The organism is Bdellovibrio bacteriovorus, from assembly GCF_002208115.1.
Taxonomy (GTDB): domain Bacteria; phylum Bdellovibrionota; class Bdellovibrionia; order Bdellovibrionales; family Bdellovibrionaceae; genus Bdellovibrio; species Bdellovibrio bacteriovorus_C.
Genome location: NZ_CP020946.1, coordinates 715,054 through 734,739 on the forward strand (window position 1 = coordinate 715,054; position 19,686 = coordinate 734,739).

Sequence of the window (19,686 nt, forward strand, 5' to 3'; positions counted from 1 at the left end):
TTCAAGGAGTCAGCAACATGAGTGCTCTGTATCGTCTTAAGGGCCTGGAATATTCATACCTTTGGAACGGCAAGCAAGTGCCGGTTTTGAAAGGCATTGATCTGGAACTGGAAAAAGGCTGTTTCACCTGTATCGTAGGCCCGAGCGGAACCGGAAAAACCACGTTGCTGAATCTTCTGGGTCTGATTGATACCCCCAGCAATGGACACCTTGAGTTTGCGGGTGAAGACGTCACTCATCTTCCTGAATCTGAAAAAGAAAACGTGCGCCTGCACAAGGTTGGATTCATCTTTCAGTCCTTTTATTTGATACCCACTTTGACAGTGCTTGAAAATACCTCTTATTTCCTGCCTTCGCTGGGTTACAACCACGCCAATGCCCAGAAGGTGGCGATGGAAACGCTGGATTTGTTGGGACTTGCCGATCACGCCAAGAAAAAGCCGCTGGAGCTTTCCGGTGGTCAACGTCAGCGTGTGGCCATTGCCCGCGCGATTGCAAAAAAACCTGCCGTGGTGCTGGCCGATGAGCCGACGGCGAATCTGGATTCGGTGACGGCGGAAAAAACCATCAACGCCTTCAAAGAACTTCAGAAATCTGAAAACACCAGCTTCATTTTCTCGACTCACGATTCACATCTGGTGAGTTTCGCCAAATCCGTGTACCGCATGAAAGACGGCATGATCGACAACACGAAAAACCAGGAGGCTGAATAATGTTGGAACTGTTGAAAATCTCCTGGCGCAATCTGTTCAGAAATCCTCGTCGCACCTGGGCCAGCCTTTGTACGGTGGCTTTGGGGGCTGCAGGCTTGTTGATTTATCAGGGCTTTAACACCGGCGTGATGAACCAGTACCGCGAAAACGTCATTCATGGATACTACGGTTATGGTCAGGTGTTCCCGCAGAACTATTTCGGCAAAGTTCACGAAACCCCGTGGAAGCTGTGGTTTGAAAATGCCGATGAAATCGAAAAGCAGATCCGCAGTTCTGCATCTGTGACGGAAGTCTTCCCGCGCGTGTCGTTTTATTCTTTTATCGTCAAGGGCGGCATCACCTTGGGTGGTAAAGGCGAAGGGGTGATTCCAGAGCGTGAAAACAAGTTCTTCACGGAAATGAACTTCATCGAAGGCCACGACTTGCAAGGACAGGATCAAATCATTCTTGGCAAAGGTCTGGCGGAAAGCATCGACGCGAAAACCGGGGATGTGGTGACTTTGCTGACCCAGACTGTGAATGGTCAACTAAATGGGGCGGACCTGACCGTGGCCGGGATCTTCTTTACCGGAAAGAAAGTCATCGATGATTCCTTCTATCGTGTCGATCTGAAGCAGGCGCAGGCGCTGCTTGATACCACTCGTGTTGAGATGTTCTCGTTGGCAACAAAGGGTGTGGAAGCTTGGCCGTCGGTGGATGCGGATTTGCGCAAAGCCAATCCGTCTTTGGAGGCGGTGCCCTTTGAGATTCTGGACAAGAACTACTATCAGAACTCGGTGGACTTCCTGAATGCGCAGTTCTCCTTCATCCGATCCATCATTCTGGTGATTGTGGCGATGGGGATCTTTAATGTGATCTCCACAGGCTTGCTGGAAAGAGCGGGCGAGATGGGCGCTCTTCGTGCTAATGGTGAAAAGCGCAGCCGTCTGTTTAAGATCCTGATGATCGAAAACAGTTTGCTTGGCATTTTGGGCGGTTTCCTGGGTATTTGTATTGCGGTTGTAGTGGATGCGACCCTGCTTCGCCAGGGGATTCCGATGCCACCGGCTCCGGGGATCACCCGTCAGTTCTTTGTATTCCTGGATATTCAGCCCAGCCACTATCTGCAGGCGCTGCTGTTGCCGATGATCGCGACAGTGGTGGCAAGTTTGTGGCCGGTGCGAAAGCTTCTGAAGAAATCAATCCCGGAACTTCTGCGTTCCACATAAAACGAAAAAAAGCGGCTGTTAAGCCGCTTTTTTTATTCTGTCTGCACCACTCCGGCAGCGTTGAATTTCTGCACCCGGCTGTTACCGGCTTCGGAAACATAGAAGTTGCTGCCAGCGTCGACCATGATGTCTATAGGCATTGCAAACTCGCCCGCCGCGGCCCCGGCCTGACCATAGGTGGCCAGATGGGCTCCATCCGCAGAGAAGCGGACGATTTTATTTCCCGCCGCATCTGCGGTTAAAATGCTGCCGTCTTTGTCGATGGCGATGCCGAAGATCGTGCCTATATTGCCTTCCGTGCTTGGCAGATTTCCCAAGCCAGGGTGTTGTCCGGATTGATTTTTACCAGAGCCCGGAAGGGGGCACCAGGATTTGTGCTGACTGCATCTGAAACGACGACTCCGCCGTCGGCCGTCGCGGCTACACTGATTGGTGAAATAAGAATGCCTGCGCCAATAGTGCCAAGTTCAACCCCCGATGTGTTTAGTTTTCTGATCAGGCCGTTGGTGGCATCTGTTTGGTAAATCACGTCAATACCAAGGTCCTTGTCGTGGACGATGTCGATGAAGAACGTTGTTCCCGTCGGTGTGATTTCGCCCGCCGACGTTCCATCCGGATTGAACTTCATGATTTTTCCGTTGGCCAAGTTAGAGCCATAAATAATGCCCTGGCTGTCGATGTCGATATCGTACATCATAGCGCCAGCAGCAAAGGACAGATCATTGAATCCGGTGGTGTCAAAGCGCTTGATTCCTCCGGAGTCGCTAACATAAGTGTTGCCCAGAGAATCCCGGGCTACTCCAAATGCATTCGATAAGGTGGGATCATATTTGCGGGCCAGAGCTCCTGTGGTTTTGTTGTAAACTCGGGTTGTGGAGCTGTTCATGACATAGACTTCATTTCCAGCTTCTGCAAAGACAACGGGGCTGCTCGTGAACTGTGTGGCTCCGGCGCTTCCATCAGTCAGATAGAGCAAAGCTCCGCTCGGATCAAATGAAATCAGATAACCATTGCTGTCACTTTGACTGATCAGGAAGTTGCCACTGGATAACAGGGCCAGGTCACCCACGTTGCTTGATGCAACCGTTGCCGGCAGAATCAAGGGTGAATTTGGTGTTGCCCCAGAATTCGCCATCAGCGTTGCCGGAGGTGCCGGCACCGTAAGCCGCCATTTGTGCACCTGTGGTTTTGTGGTATTTGCGAATCTGGTAGAAATAATTCAAAGCCAGATACACGTTGTCAGAAGAATCAAAGGCAATGTCCTGAGCCGACGGGAACGTGCCGCCTTCCTGAACAAACTCCTTAAACACACCCTGGGAAACTCCTTCAAGATTGTATGTTTGAATGTATTCACGAACCGCGACACCACCACTGTCTCTTTCGATAAGACCAACATAAATCAAGCCCGTTGAGTCCACGCCCAAGCAGCCGATGTCGCCGGCCGGCCATTTTGAGGCCGCAGGGAGGTTGATGCTTCTCAATTGCTTTCCTTCAGCAGTAAAGACATAGATCTGATGTTCAAACATGGAAGCAGAGACAAACTTGTTCCCCGGTGCCGCACTCAAAAATGACTTGTTCCTAAGGTTGAAAGCGGGTTGTCCCAGAGGGAAACTTCCTTTGATCACGGTCACAGTTGGAGTTTGATCATCTCCGCCAGTGGATGGCGAAACGATTTCGCCAAAGCGATCCAAGCTCATAGTACAAGCCGATGTTGTCAAGACAAGGGCAAGAAGTGTCAGTGTGGTTGAAAATTGCTTGAACATATTCGGTACCTTCTACGTGCCGTTTACGAGGTTATTACGTCGTGTTTTGGATTACAGAGAGGAAATGTCGTAGCCGGAGATGTGAGAGGCCTGTTGTCTCAAAGTGAACAGATATTGGTCAACGGTGCCAAAGTGACGTTTTCGGGCCTCTTTTAAAGGCTCAAATCCAATGAATAGGTTCTCAAAGCGAGACATGTTCGGTATGGGGTTTGCTATAAGGTACTTTCGGAGATTTAAAAATTATGAGAGTGTCCGTCCTTGTTAATTCCAAAGCAGGCTCTGTGAACGCAGAGTTGATCGAGGCGAAAGTGCGTGAAGCGCTTTTCCGCTGCGATCTGCGTTTCTGTCGTCCTTCGACGATGACAGAGATGTTTGACTTTGTTCAGGAAGAGCAAGCGAAGAAAACGGACTACTTTATTATCTGCGGTGGTGACGGCACTATCAACGTGGCGATTCAGGCCATCATGAAATATCAAAACGGCGCGCAGATTCCTCCGATTGCCATTGTTCGTTCCGGTACCGCCAACGATTTGGCTCATGAAATTGGTGTATCCACCAGAATTGATACCGCTGTTCGCAATATCTTTGAAGGTGTTGTGAAAAACATCGACGTGATTGAAGTCAGCTCGGGTGAACAAGTCGCTTACATGCTGACCAACGGAGGTCTGGGACTTCCGGCCAAAGCGGCCGAACTGGCTAATAAATTCCGTTCTCACTTGCAGACCTTGGCGAATTGTCCGAAGTCGGCAAAGGCTTATCGTTTCCTTGCACAGAAAAGTTATCACGCGGTCAAAAAAATGGGGCCGAGTGTTTATTCCATGATGACCGCCGAAGCGATTCGCACCTGGAATCCTGAAGGCTGGGGTCTGGAAATTGAAATTCCTGGAAAAGTGAATGTTGAAACGTCGTCTCCGATCGTTCTGATCAATAATCAGCAAAAGATCGGCTCCAGTTTTGTCCCGGCGCCGTTTACCTCCAATACAGACGGTACGGTGAACCTGCTTCTTTCTGAAACCAACAGTATTCCTGGGCACACTTTGGCGGCATACCACCTCCGTCGCGGTTCCGTCGAGAAATCTCCGGTCTTTAAGTCTTTCGAGCTGAAAGAGTTCAGACTAAAGAGCCAGAATCCCGAGCGTGCTTTGACTTTCTTTGGGGATGGCGAGATCCTTCTCAGAGATGTTCAGGAAATCACAGTTCGTTGCCTGCATCACGGACTGCCAGTCATGGTCCGACAATAGTTCTATTCGGAGGTCATCGTGACCAAACCACGCATTCTCGTTACCGGAGGCACCGGCTTCCTGGGGAAACGGGTCATTCCTTTGCTTCGCGAAAAATTCGAGGTGGACGTGTTGTCTCGTTCGGGCAAGACTGAAGTCCAGGGCGACCTTTGTCAGTGGAATGCAGGCCTGGATCTGGATGCCTTACGCAAAAAGAAGTACGCACTGTTTCTGCACATGGCGGGGCTGTATGAACTGACTGCTCCGAAAGTGGATTGTTACCAGCACAATATCTCGGCCATGGGCACCGCTTTGAAAGTCGCCGAGGCTTTGGAAATCCCTTTCTTCGTCAACACCAGCACTGTGGCCGCGGGCATCAATTCTTCTTTGACCGTGGTAAAACCCAACGATCTGAATTTTCAAAAGACGTTCCCGGATGCTTATTCCGAATCCAAAGCTCATGGTGAACAGGTCCTGCAAAACTGGCCGACGGTTCACACCACAGGCCGCATCAATCTGCGTTTGGGGGTTTTGGTCGGGGACACGAAAACCGGCAGCATCGAGCGCATTGATGGCCCTTATCATGCGGCAGAGGCATTTAATAAAATACGCTCGGTGGTTGAATCCATTCCGACATCTTTGCCGCTTCCTGGGAACGACAAAACTCGTTTGCCATTGGTTCCGGTCGACAAGTGTGCGGAAGCCATTGTGAAGTTCTGTGAATGGGCGGTGCTGACCAAACCTCAGGGCTATCACAGTTTCCATGTAACCCCGAATCAGGGTTTGGCGGTGCGGGATCTTTATCTTTCTGCTTTAAAATCGCAGGCCATTCCGCATAAAGGAGTGGTCCTGGTCGACAAGATCTCTGAAGCGCTGGTGCTGAAGCTTTCCAGTTTTATCGCGCGCTTCCCGGAAGAAGAGTTGCATTACCTGATGAACTTCCCGATCTACGACACCACCAGCACGCGCGAAATTCTGGGCGAAACATGGTGTCCTGAATTCTTCCAATACGAACAAAAATTCTGGAGCGGCTATGAAGCGTACGTATCGAATCGCTGAGATCAGTTTCGGACGCCCCCACTGGGATGCCGCCTATGAATTTGACTTTGCCGGGGACCACTATGAGGTTCAGCGCTTTAGTGCCAATTTTTCTGTCGATGCAGTCGTCAGACTGATCGAAACCCTGCGCAATCAGGTCGACGCGTTTGCCTTGACCAGTCTGCCGCCGGTGATCAAACTCGATCAGAAAAGCTACGTTCACCGCCAGTATCTGGAAATCATGGCCACACCTTCCCCGGTGCCTTTGTGTGACGGGACGGGTTTGCGTGAAATGGCCAATATCAATTCTCTGGTCAAGCACATCGAGTCCGGGGTCATTCAGCCTGAACGGGGAACCTTCTTCCCGACTGCCGTGCTTTGCACGGAGCTTGAAGAGTACATCCGTCACCGTTATCGCAAATCTGTCTATATCGGCGATGCTTATTCACTTTTGGGTCTGCCGTGGATGATTCAGCCGTTCCCGGGCCTGATGACGCTTTCAAAGCTGGCTTTGAATGTCGCCAACATCAAGGACATGAAACGCAATACTCCTCTGGCGCAGACCAAGATGCAGAAAATCAGTCGGTCTTCTTTGGCAGCCCAGGTTGAAAACGTGCAGTACGTTTTCTGTGATCTGCCGATGCTGCTTTTGTTTGATCAGGCGACGGATTTTGTGCGCGGTAAGGATCTGGTGATCTGGTCCTCGCATCCGGCAATGGAGGAAGAAGCCAAGAAATATTCCCCACGCAGTATCATCAATCTGTTCCCGGAAAACTACCGGGTGCATCCGTATATGAACTATTCGGTTCTGGATGCGATGCTGCGCCTGTCTCACAAACGCACCGCCGCTTTGTCCATTGAAGAGTGGGAGCAGTTGATCACTGAAGACGTCGAAATCCGTCAGGTCGCACGTAAATACGTGATGACTCGTAATTCGTCTACGCAGACAAAGATCTCTCAAGGGTTTAATGCGGTTCGAAACAAAGTGTTCAGCCAGCCTGAACCGGATTTTGCCTTTGTGATTCATGCGCTTTCTCACAATGACTTTATGCATGTGCCGGGACTGGGTGTGCTGAAGCATATGCCAAAGACCTGGAATGATCCGTTTGACCGAATGGCCGCGAAAGCGCCGCCGTTTGTTTACGGTCATATCAAGCACATCATCAGCGAAAGCAATGGCAAGGAAATCAACGGGATCATCTATGCCTTGCCAGCCACACCCAAGGTTCTTAAGAACTCGGACCCGGAAGTGATTTATCGCAAGATTGAAAGTATCTGTTATGATGCCGCCAATCGCGGGGCGAAGATGATCGGCCTTGGTGCTTACACGAAAATCGTGGGCGATCAGGGGATCACGATCAATCAGAACAGTCCGATTCCAGTCACCACCGGAAACAGTCTCAGTGCCTCGGCGACGTTGTGGGCTTTGGCCGATGTGGTTCAGAAGATGCGCCTGTTAAAGCAGGACACCGACACCGGCTATGTCGATGGCATGGCGATGGTGATCGGGGCGACGGGCTCTATTGGTAAAGTTTCAGCGAAACTGTTATCGATGATCTTTAAGCGTCTGTGTCTGGTGGCTCCACGCCTGAACCGTTTGGAAGAACTGCGCCAGGAAATCCAGCAGATGTCGCCGAACTGTGAAGTGATTATCACCACGGACGCCAACGAGCTGGCGGCGGATGCCGATGTGCTGGTGACGGCGACTTCGGCATTTGATCACAAGATCGTGGATGTGATGCGCTTAAAACCGGGCGCGGTGGTGTGTGATTGCTCGCGTCCGCTGGATTTTGATATCGAAGATGCCAAACAGCGTCCGGATGTTTTGATCATTGAATCCGGCGAGGTGGTTTTGCCGGGACCGGTGGAAATGAACTTTGACATGGGTCTTCCGGGAAACACTGTGTATGCGTGTCTGGCTGAAACGGCGCTGCTGACTTTGGAAGGTCAGTATGAGCCCTTCACCATGGGGCGCGATATCGAATGGCACAAAGTAAAGCAGATCTATCAGATGGCGAAACGCCATGGGGTCAAGCTGGCGGCGATTCAGGGGCACACCGGAATTATCACGGATAAGGAAATCGAACTGACCCGGGAACTGGCTTTGTCTAAAAGAAAAAAATAAGGAGATGTCATGAAGACACTTTTGGCGATCAGCAGCTTGTTATTCTCTTTGCATGCCCTGGCGGAAAATCCCGCGGAATGGGTGAAAAAGGCGGACAATATCCGCAATCCTGCTGAATCCTATGAAATGAAAATCAAGGTTGAAACGTCTGAAAACACCTCGGTGTTCCAGGTTTATTTGAAAGGTCAGGATAAAACCCTGATCGTCACCAAAGAACCTGCCCGTGACAAGGGTCGCAACATGCTGATGCTGGATCGTGATTTCAACGCGTATGTTCCGAATCTGAAGCGTTCCATGCGTCTTTCTTTGGCGCAAAAGCTTTCCGGTCAGGTGGCGAACGGGGATATTTCCCGCACCCGCTGGTATGGTGACTATGATGTGACCAAAGAAAGCGAAAACGCCAACGAAGTTCAACTGCTTTTGAAGGGCAATAAAGACAATCTGACTTATGCGTGGGTTCGCCTGTGGCTTAAGAAAGGGACCTTTGCTCCGTTGCGTGCGGAATATCTGGGTTTGAATGGTAAAACGGTCCTGAAGCGCGCAAGCTTTGAAGACTATAAGAGCATCTCGGGCGCCGTCCGTCCGACGACTTTGAAGATCGAAGACACTAACAAACAAATCAGCTACATCCGTATTCTTTCCATGGACAAGAAGGACTTCAGTGACTCCTTCTTCACGGTCCGCAATATGGAGAGCATGAAATAAGTGAGATTTCTGGTTCTTCTGACACTTCTGATGATGACTCCTTGGGCGAGGGCAGACCTGGTGTTTGCGCCTCGCTATGAGTATATCCGTGGTCAGGAAGACGAGCTGGCCAACCGCCTGATTCTGAAAGGCAAACTGAACAGCAATCTGGGGCCTTTCGGAGTTTTTATTGAAGGCTTTGGCGACTTTGAGGGCAATGAAGATCAAGCCTATATCCGCCGTTCTCCTTCAAAAGGTTATCTGCAGGAAGCCTATCTGGAGTTCAAGCTGGACTCATTCTATGTGCGGGTGGGCCGTCAGGCCATTCGCTGGAGTGAAATGTGGTCCCTGCCGTCTTTGGACGTGTGGTCGGGACGTCGGTGGGCAAGATTGTTTTTTGATCCGTTCCAGGATCAGCTGACTCATCCAACCGGGGCTTCCTTTTCCTATGCCCGTGAAACGTGGTCCTTGGATCTGGTCGGAATCGGGGATGTTGCCGAGTCCACGTATCCAATTCCGGCACCGGAGCCGGTTGAAGAAAAAAACACCAGTTTTGGTGGCCGTCTGAAGATGGACGTCAAAGGCTTTGGCTTGTCCCTGGTGTCAGCGCAGATTCTGAATCGCAATCACCATGGCTTTACCGCCAACTATGCCTTTGAAACCGCAGTTCCCAAGTTTGAATACGGCTATGTGGATGACACCACCTTGCCCGACACGATCAAAAGTGATCGCAGCTTTGGCACGGTCGGGATGGATCTGTTCCTGGGGAACTGGGTGGTGCTGCCGCAGGTGACCGCTTATGAGGTCAACACACTGACGGGGACGCAGACTCAAGTGTCTTATTACGTCAGTGCGCAGTGGAATCCGAACCGTCATGACGTGTTCTTCCAGCTTTATCAGAACGACACGACCAAGGATCTTTTTGTGAATGCCAGTTATGGTTATAACTGGACGGATTATTTTACTTCCACTGTCTTTGCCCAGAGCTATCAGGGGAAAGACGGCGGGCTTTACGATATGTATGAAGAAATCACCGGCGGTTATGTCGTCGGTTTGCGTTTGGAATTTACCGGCAGTTTGCCTTTTTAACGGGAGTCAGCAATGGCAAAAGAATACTTCTCTGATTTAAACTACACCCTGTCCAACGAAGACACGCGCATTGAATTTGATTTGCTGCCCGAGGGCGCGAACCGTGTGTTCAGCATTGCCGGTTCCGGCGCTCGCTGCCTGCCACTGATTGCAAAGAATCCGAAATATCTGGATGTTATCGATATGTCGGTCAGTCAGCTTTATCTGTGCGAGCTGCGCCTGCAGGCGATGAAGACTTTGACCTATGAAGAATACCTGTTCCTGATGGGCTATCGTGGGGCTTTGCAGGGCGGCCATGACGAAGGCGACAGCCGTGAAGAGCTGTTCAAGCGTTTGACTTTGTCCGCCGCCGCCACCAGTTATTGGCAAGATCGCGTGGAAGGCTGGAAGCCGCGTGGATTTATTCTGTTGGGCCGCTGGGAATCCCATTTCCAGAAGCTGGGTTATTTGTTCCGTGATGTCTTGCAGTGTGATTTCAGCAAGGTCTTTGCCGCACAAACCTTGTCCGAGCAGATCGATCTTTATGAAAAGCACTGGCCGAAAATCCGCTGGAACAGTTTCATCCGTGTAGCTGCCAGTGAATTTGTATTTAACAAGTATCTGTACAAAGGCCACTTCAGTGGTCGTGCCGATCACAAAACTGAGCAGCGGGCCCCGTGGCAGTTTATCATGGAAGAATTTGACCGTATCTTCCGCACCCAACTGGTGCGTAAGAACTATTTCATGCAGATCCTTTTCCTGGGCCGCATTGCTTATGAAGAAGGCCTTCCTTTGGAAGCGCACGAACACGTAGTCGCGGCAGTGAAGAAATCAAAAACGGAAGTGCGCTATTTGCATGGCAATCTGCTGGAAGAGCTGCCAAAGTATGCATATGACTTTATCTCTTTATCTGACACGATTTCTTATCTTGAACAGCGTGATGCCAATCAGATTTTGCAAAGACTGAACACAGACAGCAAAGCCGGCACCCAGATGGTGATTCGTTCATTCATGCGTGCGCCAACGGCGATTGATCTGAAGGGGTGGGAAGAGCTGGGCGACAAGAACGTCTGGGCCCAAAATAAAGATGGAACAGGAGTGTACCAGTTCCACATTTTCAGAAAATCTTAGAATTAGAAAGGGAACCACTTGGTTCCCTTTTTTTTGGCTTATTTTTCGCTGCAGCTGACGTCGGCTACTTTTCCGTACAGGGCCATTTGGCCGTTGCCGGAAGCATCCAACAGTAATTCCACTTTATTTGGGTTGGATTCGCTCACTTGGCCTTTAACAGCGACAATGTGATCGTTGGTGTGCTTGATCACCAGGAAGCGCTCTTTTTGCTCGCTTAGATAGTTTACGGTGATGGTTTCTTCGCCGCCATCGCGGTCCAAAGTCAAAAAGTCCATAATATGGGACTGGGTCGTGCATTCCAGGCCATAGGCAGAGGCGTTTACGGCGGAAAGACTCAAAGCTACCAGGATGATCGATTTCAGAATTTTCATATAATCTCCATTTTTAAACCACACGGGGACAGGTGCCAGAATTATGCCTTTTTCAGAGGCTATTAGGCCAATTTGGTGGTGTATGGAGTGTCGACAATCAAGACAGGGGCCCGAATTGGGCAAGAATGGCTGGAAAGAAAAGGCCCGCTGTTTCCGAGCGGGCCTTAAAAACAGATCTAGTCGTCGCGACCCTAGCGGATGTGTTCTTCCGCGATGTCGTTCAGATTTGTGGCCACGTCCATCAGGCGGGTTTCAAAGGTCACGGCATCAGGTTTGATTTCGTGAATTTCTGCGGTGTTGTACTCCTGACTTTTTTGAGTCAGGAAAGCCGTCACACCAGCAACCGCTTTTCCGAAGTTATTTTCTTTCACTTCTTTTTGCGCTTGGGTGAACTGATATGGGACCGCATCCTGTATGGACTTTTCGGTCATATCGAATCCTCCAAAGGTGTACTTCTGGGATGTCTGGAAGCTTGCCTTCATGCTGACATAAGGCATGAACTTGCCGTCATTGCCCACGTCGAAAGACACAAAATAGGTTGGAGCCACGGCGATACCCTCATCCTGCTTGCGGCTGACTTGCTCGCCCAGCTTGATCAGGTTGTCACCAAAGCCCGCAGTCACACCGGGAACATCAAAGGTGGACTTTTCCAGCATCCAGCCTGTGGGTGCAAAGACGCGATTGTGGTTTTCACCGTTTTGCGGGCTTGCGATCATCTTGTCGCCGGAAAGATATTCTTTCAGATCTTCATAGGCGATTGTTTCGCGCGGAACCAATTCATAGCCGAGGTCAGTCATGCGCTTCTTGAAGTCCGCAAGAAGTTCATCCGTGATTTTCTGGGCCATGGCATCGTCGATAGCTACGTATCCCACATATGTGCGACGTTCGTTCAGACCGTACGTGGTTTTTGCCGGTTCCGCCATTTTATCCAGGAAGGACAAGCCACCTTGGACATCCAGCAGGTATTGTGTCGCGAACTTCACTTTGAAGTCCATGATGTACATTTTCTTTGAGCGGGAGAAAATCTCGGGCTCGACAGTGCGGTTGAAAAATTTTTTGGTCACCGCCGCGCGGTTCTGCTAGAAAGGAATCGCATCATAGCCCCCGGCTTTGGCGCTGTCAGTCTGACCGGCGGTGATCACCTTTTGGGCGCGGGATTGCAGAGCGGCTTCTTCTTGCGGGTTCTTTGAAGCCTTGGGTGCGCTCGAACAGGACGCCAGCACAAATGCTGAACCTGCGGTGATCAAACAACGAAACAAATCTTTCATTCATCCTCCTGGAATTGAATGTTTTTTGCGAAGACGCGAATCATCGTAAGATGCAACATTCGCAGTGCCGCCCCCTGTTTAGGGGGAGGGGTGGTGTAAACTGGACGTGGATTAAAAAAGTAATCTGACGCCGGACTTTTGTGGTGCGCGTTTGTGCCGCCGGTGTCTATACTTGGGGAATGACTACGCCGGCGAATAAAAAGTTTTCTGCTCAAGGGCTGTGCCTTCTGGTTGAAGATCAGAAAGTGGCGCGGTTGTTTTTTCAGAACACTCTGAAATCATTGTTTCCAGAACTGCAAATCGTGGCGGTAGAGAATCTGCGTCTGGCCGAAGAGTGGCTGATGGGGCGTTCGCAAACCGGCAATGATCAACCTCTAAGTCTTGCCATCATAGATCTGGGTTTGCCGGACGGAAGTGGCATCGAGCTGATCCGCAGTCTGCACGCTGCTGAACCCGCCACGCCCAGCATTGTGGCGACCATCTATGACGATGATGCCCGTTTGTTCGGCGCCCTGGCGGCGGGGGCTTATGGGTATGTTTTGAAAGACGACGGAGCAGCCCGCTTGGAAGAAATTTTGTCACGCCTGAGCACCGGGGAACCGCCGTTATCACCGGCCATCGCTCATAGATTATTGAATCATTTCCGTTTTGAAGCTCCTGCGACACCGCCCGTGGAAAGTGTGCTGACGTCCCGGGAAGTGGAAGTGCTGACATTGATCGCGCGCGGCCACACGGTGCAAGAGGCTTCCCAGCACTTGAAACTGAGTGCGCAGACCGTCGCCGGTTATGTGAAAAGCATCTATCAGAAGCTGCACATTTCCAATCGGGCTTCGGCGACTCTCGAAGCCATTCGCCTAGGACTGGTTCGCAACTCCTGACAGGGGCATTTGCAGAATGATCCGGGTTCCAGAACTTCCGGATTCATAGTCAAACGACCCGCCTACATCCTGCCAGCGCCGTTTAATATTCTGCAGACCGTGGCCTTCGCGTGAAGAAGGCGCTGCGGCCCCGATCCCGACACCATTGTCATGCACGGTGATGTGCAGACGGTGTGATTCCAAAGCGACGGCGATGTGCAAATGGCTGGCTTGCGAATGCCTTAGTACGTTGCTGACGATTTCACGCAATGATGATTTTAACGTCTTGTGCTTGTGAAAACTGATCAGGATCTTTTCTGCGTCTTCAGAATAATTCAGCGGCCAGTCCAGATAGACTTTGCCTTCAGTCAGACGGCGGGACACTTCGTGACGGGTTTCGGCCAAAGCTCTTGCCAGCGAAATTTCCTCTTTCGACATTTCGCTGACGATGGCGCGAACATCATCCAGTGCAGACTGGAAAAGAGGACGATGCTGTTCATCCGAACTATAAATAGCTGACAGCAGACGGGCTCCAAGATCGTCATGCAGATCCTGCGCCATACGCTGGCGTTCTTCGCTGACGCCACGGTCATAGGACTCACGACTGGAGTCAGCCTGTTTTACCAAAGCGGACATCTGTGTGGCAAAGTCACGCAGGCTTGGACTGAATAAACCCTGTCCTGCCTCGGGATATTTAAGGCGGATGGCGGGCATCCCGGCAACGGCGGGGATGAGCAGGGTCAAACCACTGTCCAGAATCTCAGTCGTGGCAGGTTGCTCGGAAACGACCTGCAGCTCTAACGGGTTGTATACTTTTTTAAGCAAAGACAGCCACTTCTCGGTTCGTTCGTGTTCCGAGCGGGCAAAGACCACGTTCAGGGCTTCGGGCAAAAATTCATAAGGTGTGGTCAGTTCCCGCTTGCGCAGGAATCTTTGAATCGAGTCGCGCAGTGGCAGATAGGCAAAACCCACAATCAGCACGGCAAGTCCCAAAGCTGGCAGGCGGTCCACACCCACCATATAGATCAAACCGGCATCCAGCAGAACTAGGCCCATGGCACCCAGGGAATAGAACAGGAACTTAAAGGCCCAGTTGCCCACGTCAAACAGACGATACTGGGTCAGCCCGGCGGCAAGTCCCAGATAGATGATCAGGAAGAATAAAAAGGCATAGCCCTGATTCAGTGGCTCCATCCCCAGAATCAATGGCAGGGAATTGAAGGCGACAAAAGATCCCGCTCCGGTTAGTACGGCAAGCCCCAGCCAGGTCAGGGAAGCTCGTTCCTGTGCTTTCCCGCGAGTGGCAAAGAACTGTGCCCCGATCGCGATCAGGATACAGATCATCATGGTCAGAATCAGAACACTGAGATGAGCCCATGGAGCTGTCAGTTGCAGCGAGTGCAGCGTGGCCCAGGCAAGGAAGATCACGGTCAGAACGGATGCCAGAGTCTTCCAGCGCGGCAGACGGTGCGGATACACCAGGAACAAGGCAATCATGCTGACGCCAAACAAAGCCGCACCCCAGGAATTCAGGTGCACCAGCCAGTGGAATGTTTCCGCCGGCAGGGCCCAAGAGCGGGACGTGTACACCGCGGAAGGCAGTGCGGAAAGGAACGTGGAAAAACCACTGAACACAAAAAAGGTGCTTGCGGCATCACGCGGGCGCAAGGCCCAGATCCAGCCCGAAATCAGAAAGGCGCCAAGTCCCACAATAAGCTGAATCCAGAACAGCAAGGGAACATCGCTCAGCGTGCGCAGATCTTTACTGGGAGCATTCTGACTTAATATTTCCTGTCGCTCCAGGAATCTGCGAAACTCGGCGTGTACACTGAGGTCGCCGGGTTCGGGCATCAGGTCTGTCTTTTCCAGAATCAGGGGGCCTTGGTGGGTCTGAACGGTGATGCCTTCTTGCTGGGGCAGGGCGCTGCGAGGCTGTTCCAGAGCCAGATGCAGGGCCGCCAGAGCGCAGGCCGTGCAGATCAGAACGATCAGCAGGAATCGCAAAGAAGGGTTGTGAACGAAGGATGTTTTTGATGTCGACAAGGGCTTCGGTCCTTTTTAATTTGTGATTTTACCCTTCGATCTTAACAACACTGTCTAAACATTTGACATAAAATTCTGTGAGCTGAAGTCTTTTCACTGCCTTCGTGGAAAAGCATTCCCAATATTTAGATCACCTCGTGTTTGTGGTAGAACGTGGCCTCTGTTTTTAACTTGTGAGGTCTAAATGAAATTCAAGCTTCTCGTGGGAGCTCTGGCTTTTGTGGCGGGTTCCTGGGCGCAAAAAAGTGCGGCCTATCTAATTGCTTCTGAACCAGCAAAGCTTCGTGCCGGCGTTCCTACAGACGTATTTGTGGCCGGTTTTGGTAATGATCAGGGGACACAGTTCCTTCAGTCCGCGATCATTGGCGCAAAAGTTTCCCGTGATCGTTTCCCACAAAGACAGCGCGTGATCATCAGCGCGGTGAATGAATCCCTATCAGCCGAAAGTGCGATGCTGGCCAACGCGGGCTTTGGTTTCCGCAAGGCAGATAACGACGATCTGGGTAAAGAGCGCTTGGTCTTGGCTCTTCAGTATTTGAATGCTCCGATTTCTTCTTTGCAGTTCTATGGGCACGCAAATACTTACAACGGATTCCGTCTTCAGGACAAACGTGACCGTTTGGATCACGAAGACCCAGAATTCGCGCAACTTGGCAGCGTTCTGGCTCCGAATGCGTTCGTGGTGTTCCATTCCTGCAACTCGGGTTGGCTTTTGGCTCCGGCGGCGGCAAAAATGTGGCGTCGTCCGGTGTTTGGTTCTTTCGCGTCCTCTGACTTCCAAGAGATGATGACTGACGGCAACTGGTACTATCACGATGTTGGCTACTATCCAGAAAACCTGACTCGCATCGGCACTACGTCCCGCATCACCCAGCAGACGCTGGAATGCACGACTAAAAAATGTCTGCGCTTGAAGCCTGTGAATTCCCCATATGTTGATTCCTTTGGTACATTCAGCCGTGGTTTGGGTTTCTATAAAGTGTTCTCTCCGGTGGATGCTTTGATTCCTCAGGCGACGATTCACTTCACGTTGCTTACGCCGACGGTGAAACCTCTGACTTTGCAGTCTTCCCGTGCAGACCTTATTGATGCGGTTAAAGACTGGATGTGTCCTTCTGATAAATCCGGCGTTCGCCGCAGAGCTTGTTCTGAGGCCATCGACACTCAGGCATTCATGACCAATCCGACTTTGAGCTTCTTCAACGGAACACCTGTGGCCTGCAACAACACCAGCTGCTCCACCACTGTGAAATGTAAAGTTCTGAAGAAACTTGTTGGCGCAGTTCCATGCACGACGGTGGATCTTGATTCCCGCAAGTCCACAGTGTTCTCTGACCAGCTGAAAATGATCTTTAAAGGTCTTGAACAGTTTGAATTGGGAACTTTGAAACTTTAATCCCTCAAATTGCTTTCCCCAAAAAGCAGAAGGCTGCAAGATTTCTCGCAGCCTTTTTTATTGGCGGCAGCCAACAGTGCTGGAGCACCGGCAGGTGCGCAAGCTGAAGCAGCGCTATTCCGCCAGAATTTTGATGGTTCCGGCTTTGGCGTCTATTCGCACCCTCATGCCGGTTTTCAGTTTCTTGGTCAGGCCCGGGATGCTGACGATCGCTGGGATGCCCATTTCACGGGCCACAATGGCTGAATGTGAAAGCAGACTTCCGCGTTCCACCAACAGACCTGAAATCGCCGGATACAGAGGCACCCATCCTGGATCGGTGCGCGCCGTGACCAGAATCTCGCCATTCAGATCCAGGTTGTCGCTTGGATTGATGATAACTTTCACCACACCTTCCAGCACGCCCGGACAGCATGGCAGTCCTTTCAGATCCCAGTCACCGGTTTCGCTGCTGACCTGGGACAGGTCTTCTTCCTTGATGAACTTGTTGTTCCAGTAAACCGCTCCACGAGTCATCACACGCGGGTCGGTTTCTTCGGTGAAGCGGGCATAGTCCTTCTTGCGAAGCTCCACGAAGGCTTTCAGATCAAACGATGGCAGGGTGCCATTGTAAATCCCAAAGACCTCTTCGATGGTCAGCCAGAAGATGTCGCGTGGATTCTCCAGTGCGCCCAAAGAAGCCAGGTCCTCACCAATTGTCTGGAAGATCGTGCGGGCGATCCCGTAAATACGGGTGCGGGCAAAGCGTGTGTTCTCGCGGTTTTTCACCGCTTTGCGCGCATGCTTCAGAACCCAGAAATAGATTTTCTGCTTAAAGCCTGTCAGGTGTCCGGCCACTTTGGCCTCGGCCTGCTGGCGCAGATTTTTTTCGTGAGTGTCGTCATGGGCTTCGACCTGACCGGACTTCAGATAGTTCTTCAGACACACAAACAGATAGCTTGGGTCGGTCAGAAGATCGATCTCTTCCAGCTTCATCTCGCTCATGCAGCGGAAGCCGAAGCGATCCAGATAGTCCAGCACCAGCTTATAGAACTCGGTGTACTGGGACTGGTTCAGGGCTTCAAGGCCTTCTTTCGGATCGGTTTCTTCAATCAGCTTGCGCAGGCCTTCATTTTGATTGGCTTTTGCAGCCAGTCGCAATAACGCCTTGGTGGGCTCGGCACTTTCCAGTCCGCCTTCTCCGGCCAGCAGATCATTTTGAATGGTGGAATCAAGTTCTTTCAGCCACGTTGTCGTGAGCTTTCGCAAAAGACCAAAGTGCACCATGCACAGGAAGTCGTTGATAATGGGCGCCTTCCAGCGGCCCAGCATGTTTCTTTCAACATCCATATACACGCGGATCAATTGGTCCCCGCGCATGCGTTTTAACGGCATCGCGCGGAAGCGGTCATAGTCCTTGTGGAAGGTCGTCAGGAAATCATCCACCACACTTTGGATGGTGAAGTGGTATTTAATAAAGTTAAAGCCCGTGATCGCCTTGCGCAGGCGGCCCACCGGAGTGTCCCAGGATGGATGAGGCTTGATACGATTGGCGATTTCATCGCTGAGGGCTTCAGACACACCCATCATGGTTTCCATGAACTCGCGGTTTTGTTTAAAGCCCGGCAGGACACCGACCAGTTTGTACCAGTTAAACAGGTTGTAGTACACGCGTCCGTCCAAAGAACCCAGCATGTAACTTAAATACGAATCCATGTCCTTGATGATGTCGTTGGGAACCCCCAGGACTTCGCAGAACTGCACATAGACGGCTTTGTAGTTCCTTAGTGCGAAGCTAAAACTCAGCGGTGACGTCAGGCCGCCATAGGATTCGATGATGTTCGAATTGTCCCACAGATTCGGATAACCAATCAGATCCTGATCCAGGCTTGTGACCGGGCGGGTTTGCAGAATATAGATCTTGCCGCTTTCCACAGCCCACTCGATATCCTGAGGCCGATGGTATTGTTCCTGGATTCTTTGCCCCAGGCGGTAAAGGCCATTCAGTTCTTCAGAACTTAAAGAGGCCGTGTTCACCTTTTCCGCACTGACCGGTTTCATTTCGCAATGACCAGAGGCGGATTTCTTCATCATCTCTTTTTTCTCGACCAGTTCTTCCCGCAAAAGTTTTCCGTTTTTGGCATCAAGCCAGAATGAGTCAGCATCCAGGGCCCCGGAAACCAACCCCTCGCCGACGCCATAGACAGAGGACACGACATAGCTGTCGGTCTTTTTTGCCACGGGATCACAGGTAAACAGAACACCGGATTTATCAGGGTCGATCATGCGTTGCAGAACCACAGACACCGATATTTTTTTCAGATCAATCTTGTTTTCCAGGCGATACACCAGACCGCGTTCAGAAAACGCCGAGGCCCAGCACTGACGGATGTATTTCAGAATGTCTGCTTTGCCGGAAACATACAGATAGCTTGAAAGCTGACCGGCAAAGGAATGGGACAGACTGTCTTCATCTGCCGCCGAAGAGCGCACGGAAAAGACTTTGTCGGACCCCAGCGACTTCAAGGCTTCGTCCAGGGACGCCTCGACAATCGCAGGCAGGGGAGTGGATTCAAACAGATTTAAAACTTCTTTTTCCGCCTGCGCAGGTGTCAGCTCCTGGCGGAGCAGGCGATCTAAAATGCCTTCCAGACGGGATTTTACATCCGCAGACTGCAGAAATTCATGGAAGTAGCGCTTGCCGAAAACCACCCATTCAGGCACCGGCAATCCGGCCTGGGACATCAAGTAAAGATTAAAACCTTTTCCACCGGCTTCATTCTTTGCGAAAAACAGAGTCGATTTGGGGGTGACAAGCATGG

General features: G+C 51.2%; 18 protein-coding genes. 10 read left to right on the top strand and 8 right to left on the bottom strand.

What is annotated here, in order from left to right; translation table 11 throughout:
* The first annotated feature begins 17 nt into the window (after positions 1-17).
* Positions 18-713, top strand: a complete 696-nt coding sequence (locus B9G79_RS03540) for an ABC transporter ATP-binding protein (protein WP_088564326.1) — start codon at positions 18-20, stop codon at positions 711-713.
* Positions 713-1,921, top strand: a complete 1,209-nt coding sequence (locus B9G79_RS03545; RefSeq protein WP_088564327.1) for an ABC transporter permease — start codon at positions 713-715, stop codon at positions 1,919-1,921. Before B9G79_RS03540 ends, B9G79_RS03545 begins: the two co-directional genes overlap by 1 nt.
* A 32-nt stretch (positions 1,922-1,953) precedes the next feature.
* Here B9G79_RS03545 and B9G79_RS18255 read toward each other — a convergent pair whose 3' ends face one another.
* The 3 genes from B9G79_RS18255 to B9G79_RS18265 are packed head-to-tail and all read right to left on the bottom strand — an operon-like array spanning position 1,954 to position 3,684.
* Positions 1,954-2,238, bottom strand: a complete 285-nt coding sequence (locus tag B9G79_RS18255) for a hypothetical protein (protein WP_232469095.1) — start codon at positions 2,236-2,238, stop codon at positions 1,954-1,956.
* A complete protein-coding gene (locus B9G79_RS18260; protein ID WP_232469097.1) occupies positions 2,205-3,056 on the bottom strand; it encodes a hypothetical protein in 852 nt (283 codons plus the stop codon). Before B9G79_RS18260 ends, B9G79_RS18255 begins: the two co-directional genes overlap by 34 nt.
* Positions 2,983-3,684: a hypothetical protein gene (locus B9G79_RS18265; RefSeq protein ID WP_232469099.1), complete on the bottom strand. Its 702-nt coding sequence runs from the start codon at positions 3,682-3,684 to the stop codon at positions 2,983-2,985. Before B9G79_RS18265 ends, B9G79_RS18260 begins: the two co-directional genes overlap by 74 nt.
* A 281-nt stretch (positions 3,685-3,965) precedes the next feature.
* On the opposite strand from B9G79_RS18265, the gene B9G79_RS03555 reads away from it, so the two are divergent.
* Genes B9G79_RS03555 through B9G79_RS03580 form a run of 6 tightly spaced genes read left to right on the top strand, consistent with a single transcriptional unit; the run spans position 3,966 to position 10,950 of the window.
* Positions 3,966-4,925, top strand: a complete 960-nt coding sequence (locus B9G79_RS03555; RefSeq protein ID WP_232469101.1) for a diacylglycerol/lipid kinase family protein — start codon at positions 3,966-3,968, stop codon at positions 4,923-4,925.
* 18 nt (positions 4,926-4,943) lie between these two features.
* Positions 4,944-5,963 (top strand): SDR family oxidoreductase, encoded by a 1,020-nt coding sequence (locus B9G79_RS03560; RefSeq protein ID WP_088564329.1) that lies wholly within the window; start codon positions 4,944-4,946, stop codon positions 5,961-5,963.
* On the top strand, positions 5,938-8,067 hold the full coding sequence (locus B9G79_RS03565; protein ID WP_088564330.1) for a dehydrogenase: 2,130 nt from the start codon (positions 5,938-5,940) through the stop codon (positions 8,065-8,067). Before B9G79_RS03560 ends, B9G79_RS03565 begins: the two co-directional genes overlap by 26 nt.
* A 9-nt stretch (positions 8,068-8,076) precedes the next feature.
* Positions 8,077-8,772 (top strand): outer membrane lipoprotein-sorting protein, encoded by a 696-nt coding sequence (locus B9G79_RS03570; protein ID WP_088564331.1) that lies wholly within the window; start codon positions 8,077-8,079, stop codon positions 8,770-8,772.
* Positions 8,773-9,840, top strand: a complete 1,068-nt coding sequence (locus B9G79_RS03575) for a hypothetical protein (protein WP_088564332.1) — start codon at positions 8,773-8,775, stop codon at positions 9,838-9,840.
* Positions 9,841-9,852: 12 nt separating this feature from the next.
* Entirely contained in the window at positions 9,853-10,950 is a 1,098-nt protein-coding gene (locus tag B9G79_RS03580; protein ID WP_088564333.1) for a BtaA family protein, read from the top strand.
* Between the two features lie 38 nt (positions 10,951-10,988).
* Here the strand turns inward: B9G79_RS03580 and B9G79_RS03585 are convergent, their stop codons facing one another.
* The 3 genes from B9G79_RS03585 to B9G79_RS03595 form a co-directional block, all read right to left on the bottom strand.
* On the bottom strand, positions 10,989-11,321 hold the full coding sequence (locus B9G79_RS03585) for a hypothetical protein (protein WP_088564334.1): 333 nt from the start codon (positions 11,319-11,321) through the stop codon (positions 10,989-10,991).
* 191 nt (positions 11,322-11,512) lie between these two features.
* Entirely contained in the window at positions 11,513-12,385 is an 873-nt protein-coding gene (locus tag B9G79_RS03590; RefSeq protein WP_088564335.1) for a hypothetical protein, read from the bottom strand.
* 15 nt (positions 12,386-12,400) lie between these two features.
* Positions 12,401-12,589: a hypothetical protein gene (locus B9G79_RS03595; RefSeq protein WP_088564336.1), complete on the bottom strand. Its 189-nt coding sequence runs from the start codon at positions 12,587-12,589 to the stop codon at positions 12,401-12,403.
* A 179-nt stretch (positions 12,590-12,768) separates the two neighbouring features.
* Between B9G79_RS03595 and B9G79_RS03600 the strand changes: the two genes are divergently transcribed.
* Complete coding sequence (locus B9G79_RS03600; RefSeq protein WP_088564337.1) at positions 12,769-13,467, top strand: LuxR C-terminal-related transcriptional regulator; 699 nt, start codon at positions 12,769-12,771, stop codon at positions 13,465-13,467.
* Here the strand turns inward: B9G79_RS03600 and B9G79_RS03605 are convergent.
* Entirely contained in the window at positions 13,444-15,489 is a 2,046-nt protein-coding gene (locus B9G79_RS03605) for an ATP-binding protein (RefSeq protein WP_088564338.1), read from the bottom strand. The genes B9G79_RS03600 and B9G79_RS03605 overlap by 24 nt on opposite strands.
* 184 nt (positions 15,490-15,673) lie before the next feature.
* On the opposite strand from B9G79_RS03605, the gene B9G79_RS03610 reads away from it, so the two are divergent.
* Positions 15,674-16,885 (top strand): hypothetical protein, encoded by a 1,212-nt coding sequence (locus tag B9G79_RS03610; protein WP_088564339.1) that lies wholly within the window; start codon positions 15,674-15,676, stop codon positions 16,883-16,885.
* 114 nt (positions 16,886-16,999) lie between these two features.
* On the opposite strand, the gene B9G79_RS03615 is transcribed toward B9G79_RS03610, so the two are convergent.
* Positions 17,000-19,684: a phosphoenolpyruvate synthase gene (locus B9G79_RS03615; RefSeq protein WP_088564340.1), complete on the bottom strand. Its 2,685-nt coding sequence runs from the start codon at positions 19,682-19,684 to the stop codon at positions 17,000-17,002.
* Between the last annotated feature and the right edge of the window lie 2 nt (positions 19,685-19,686).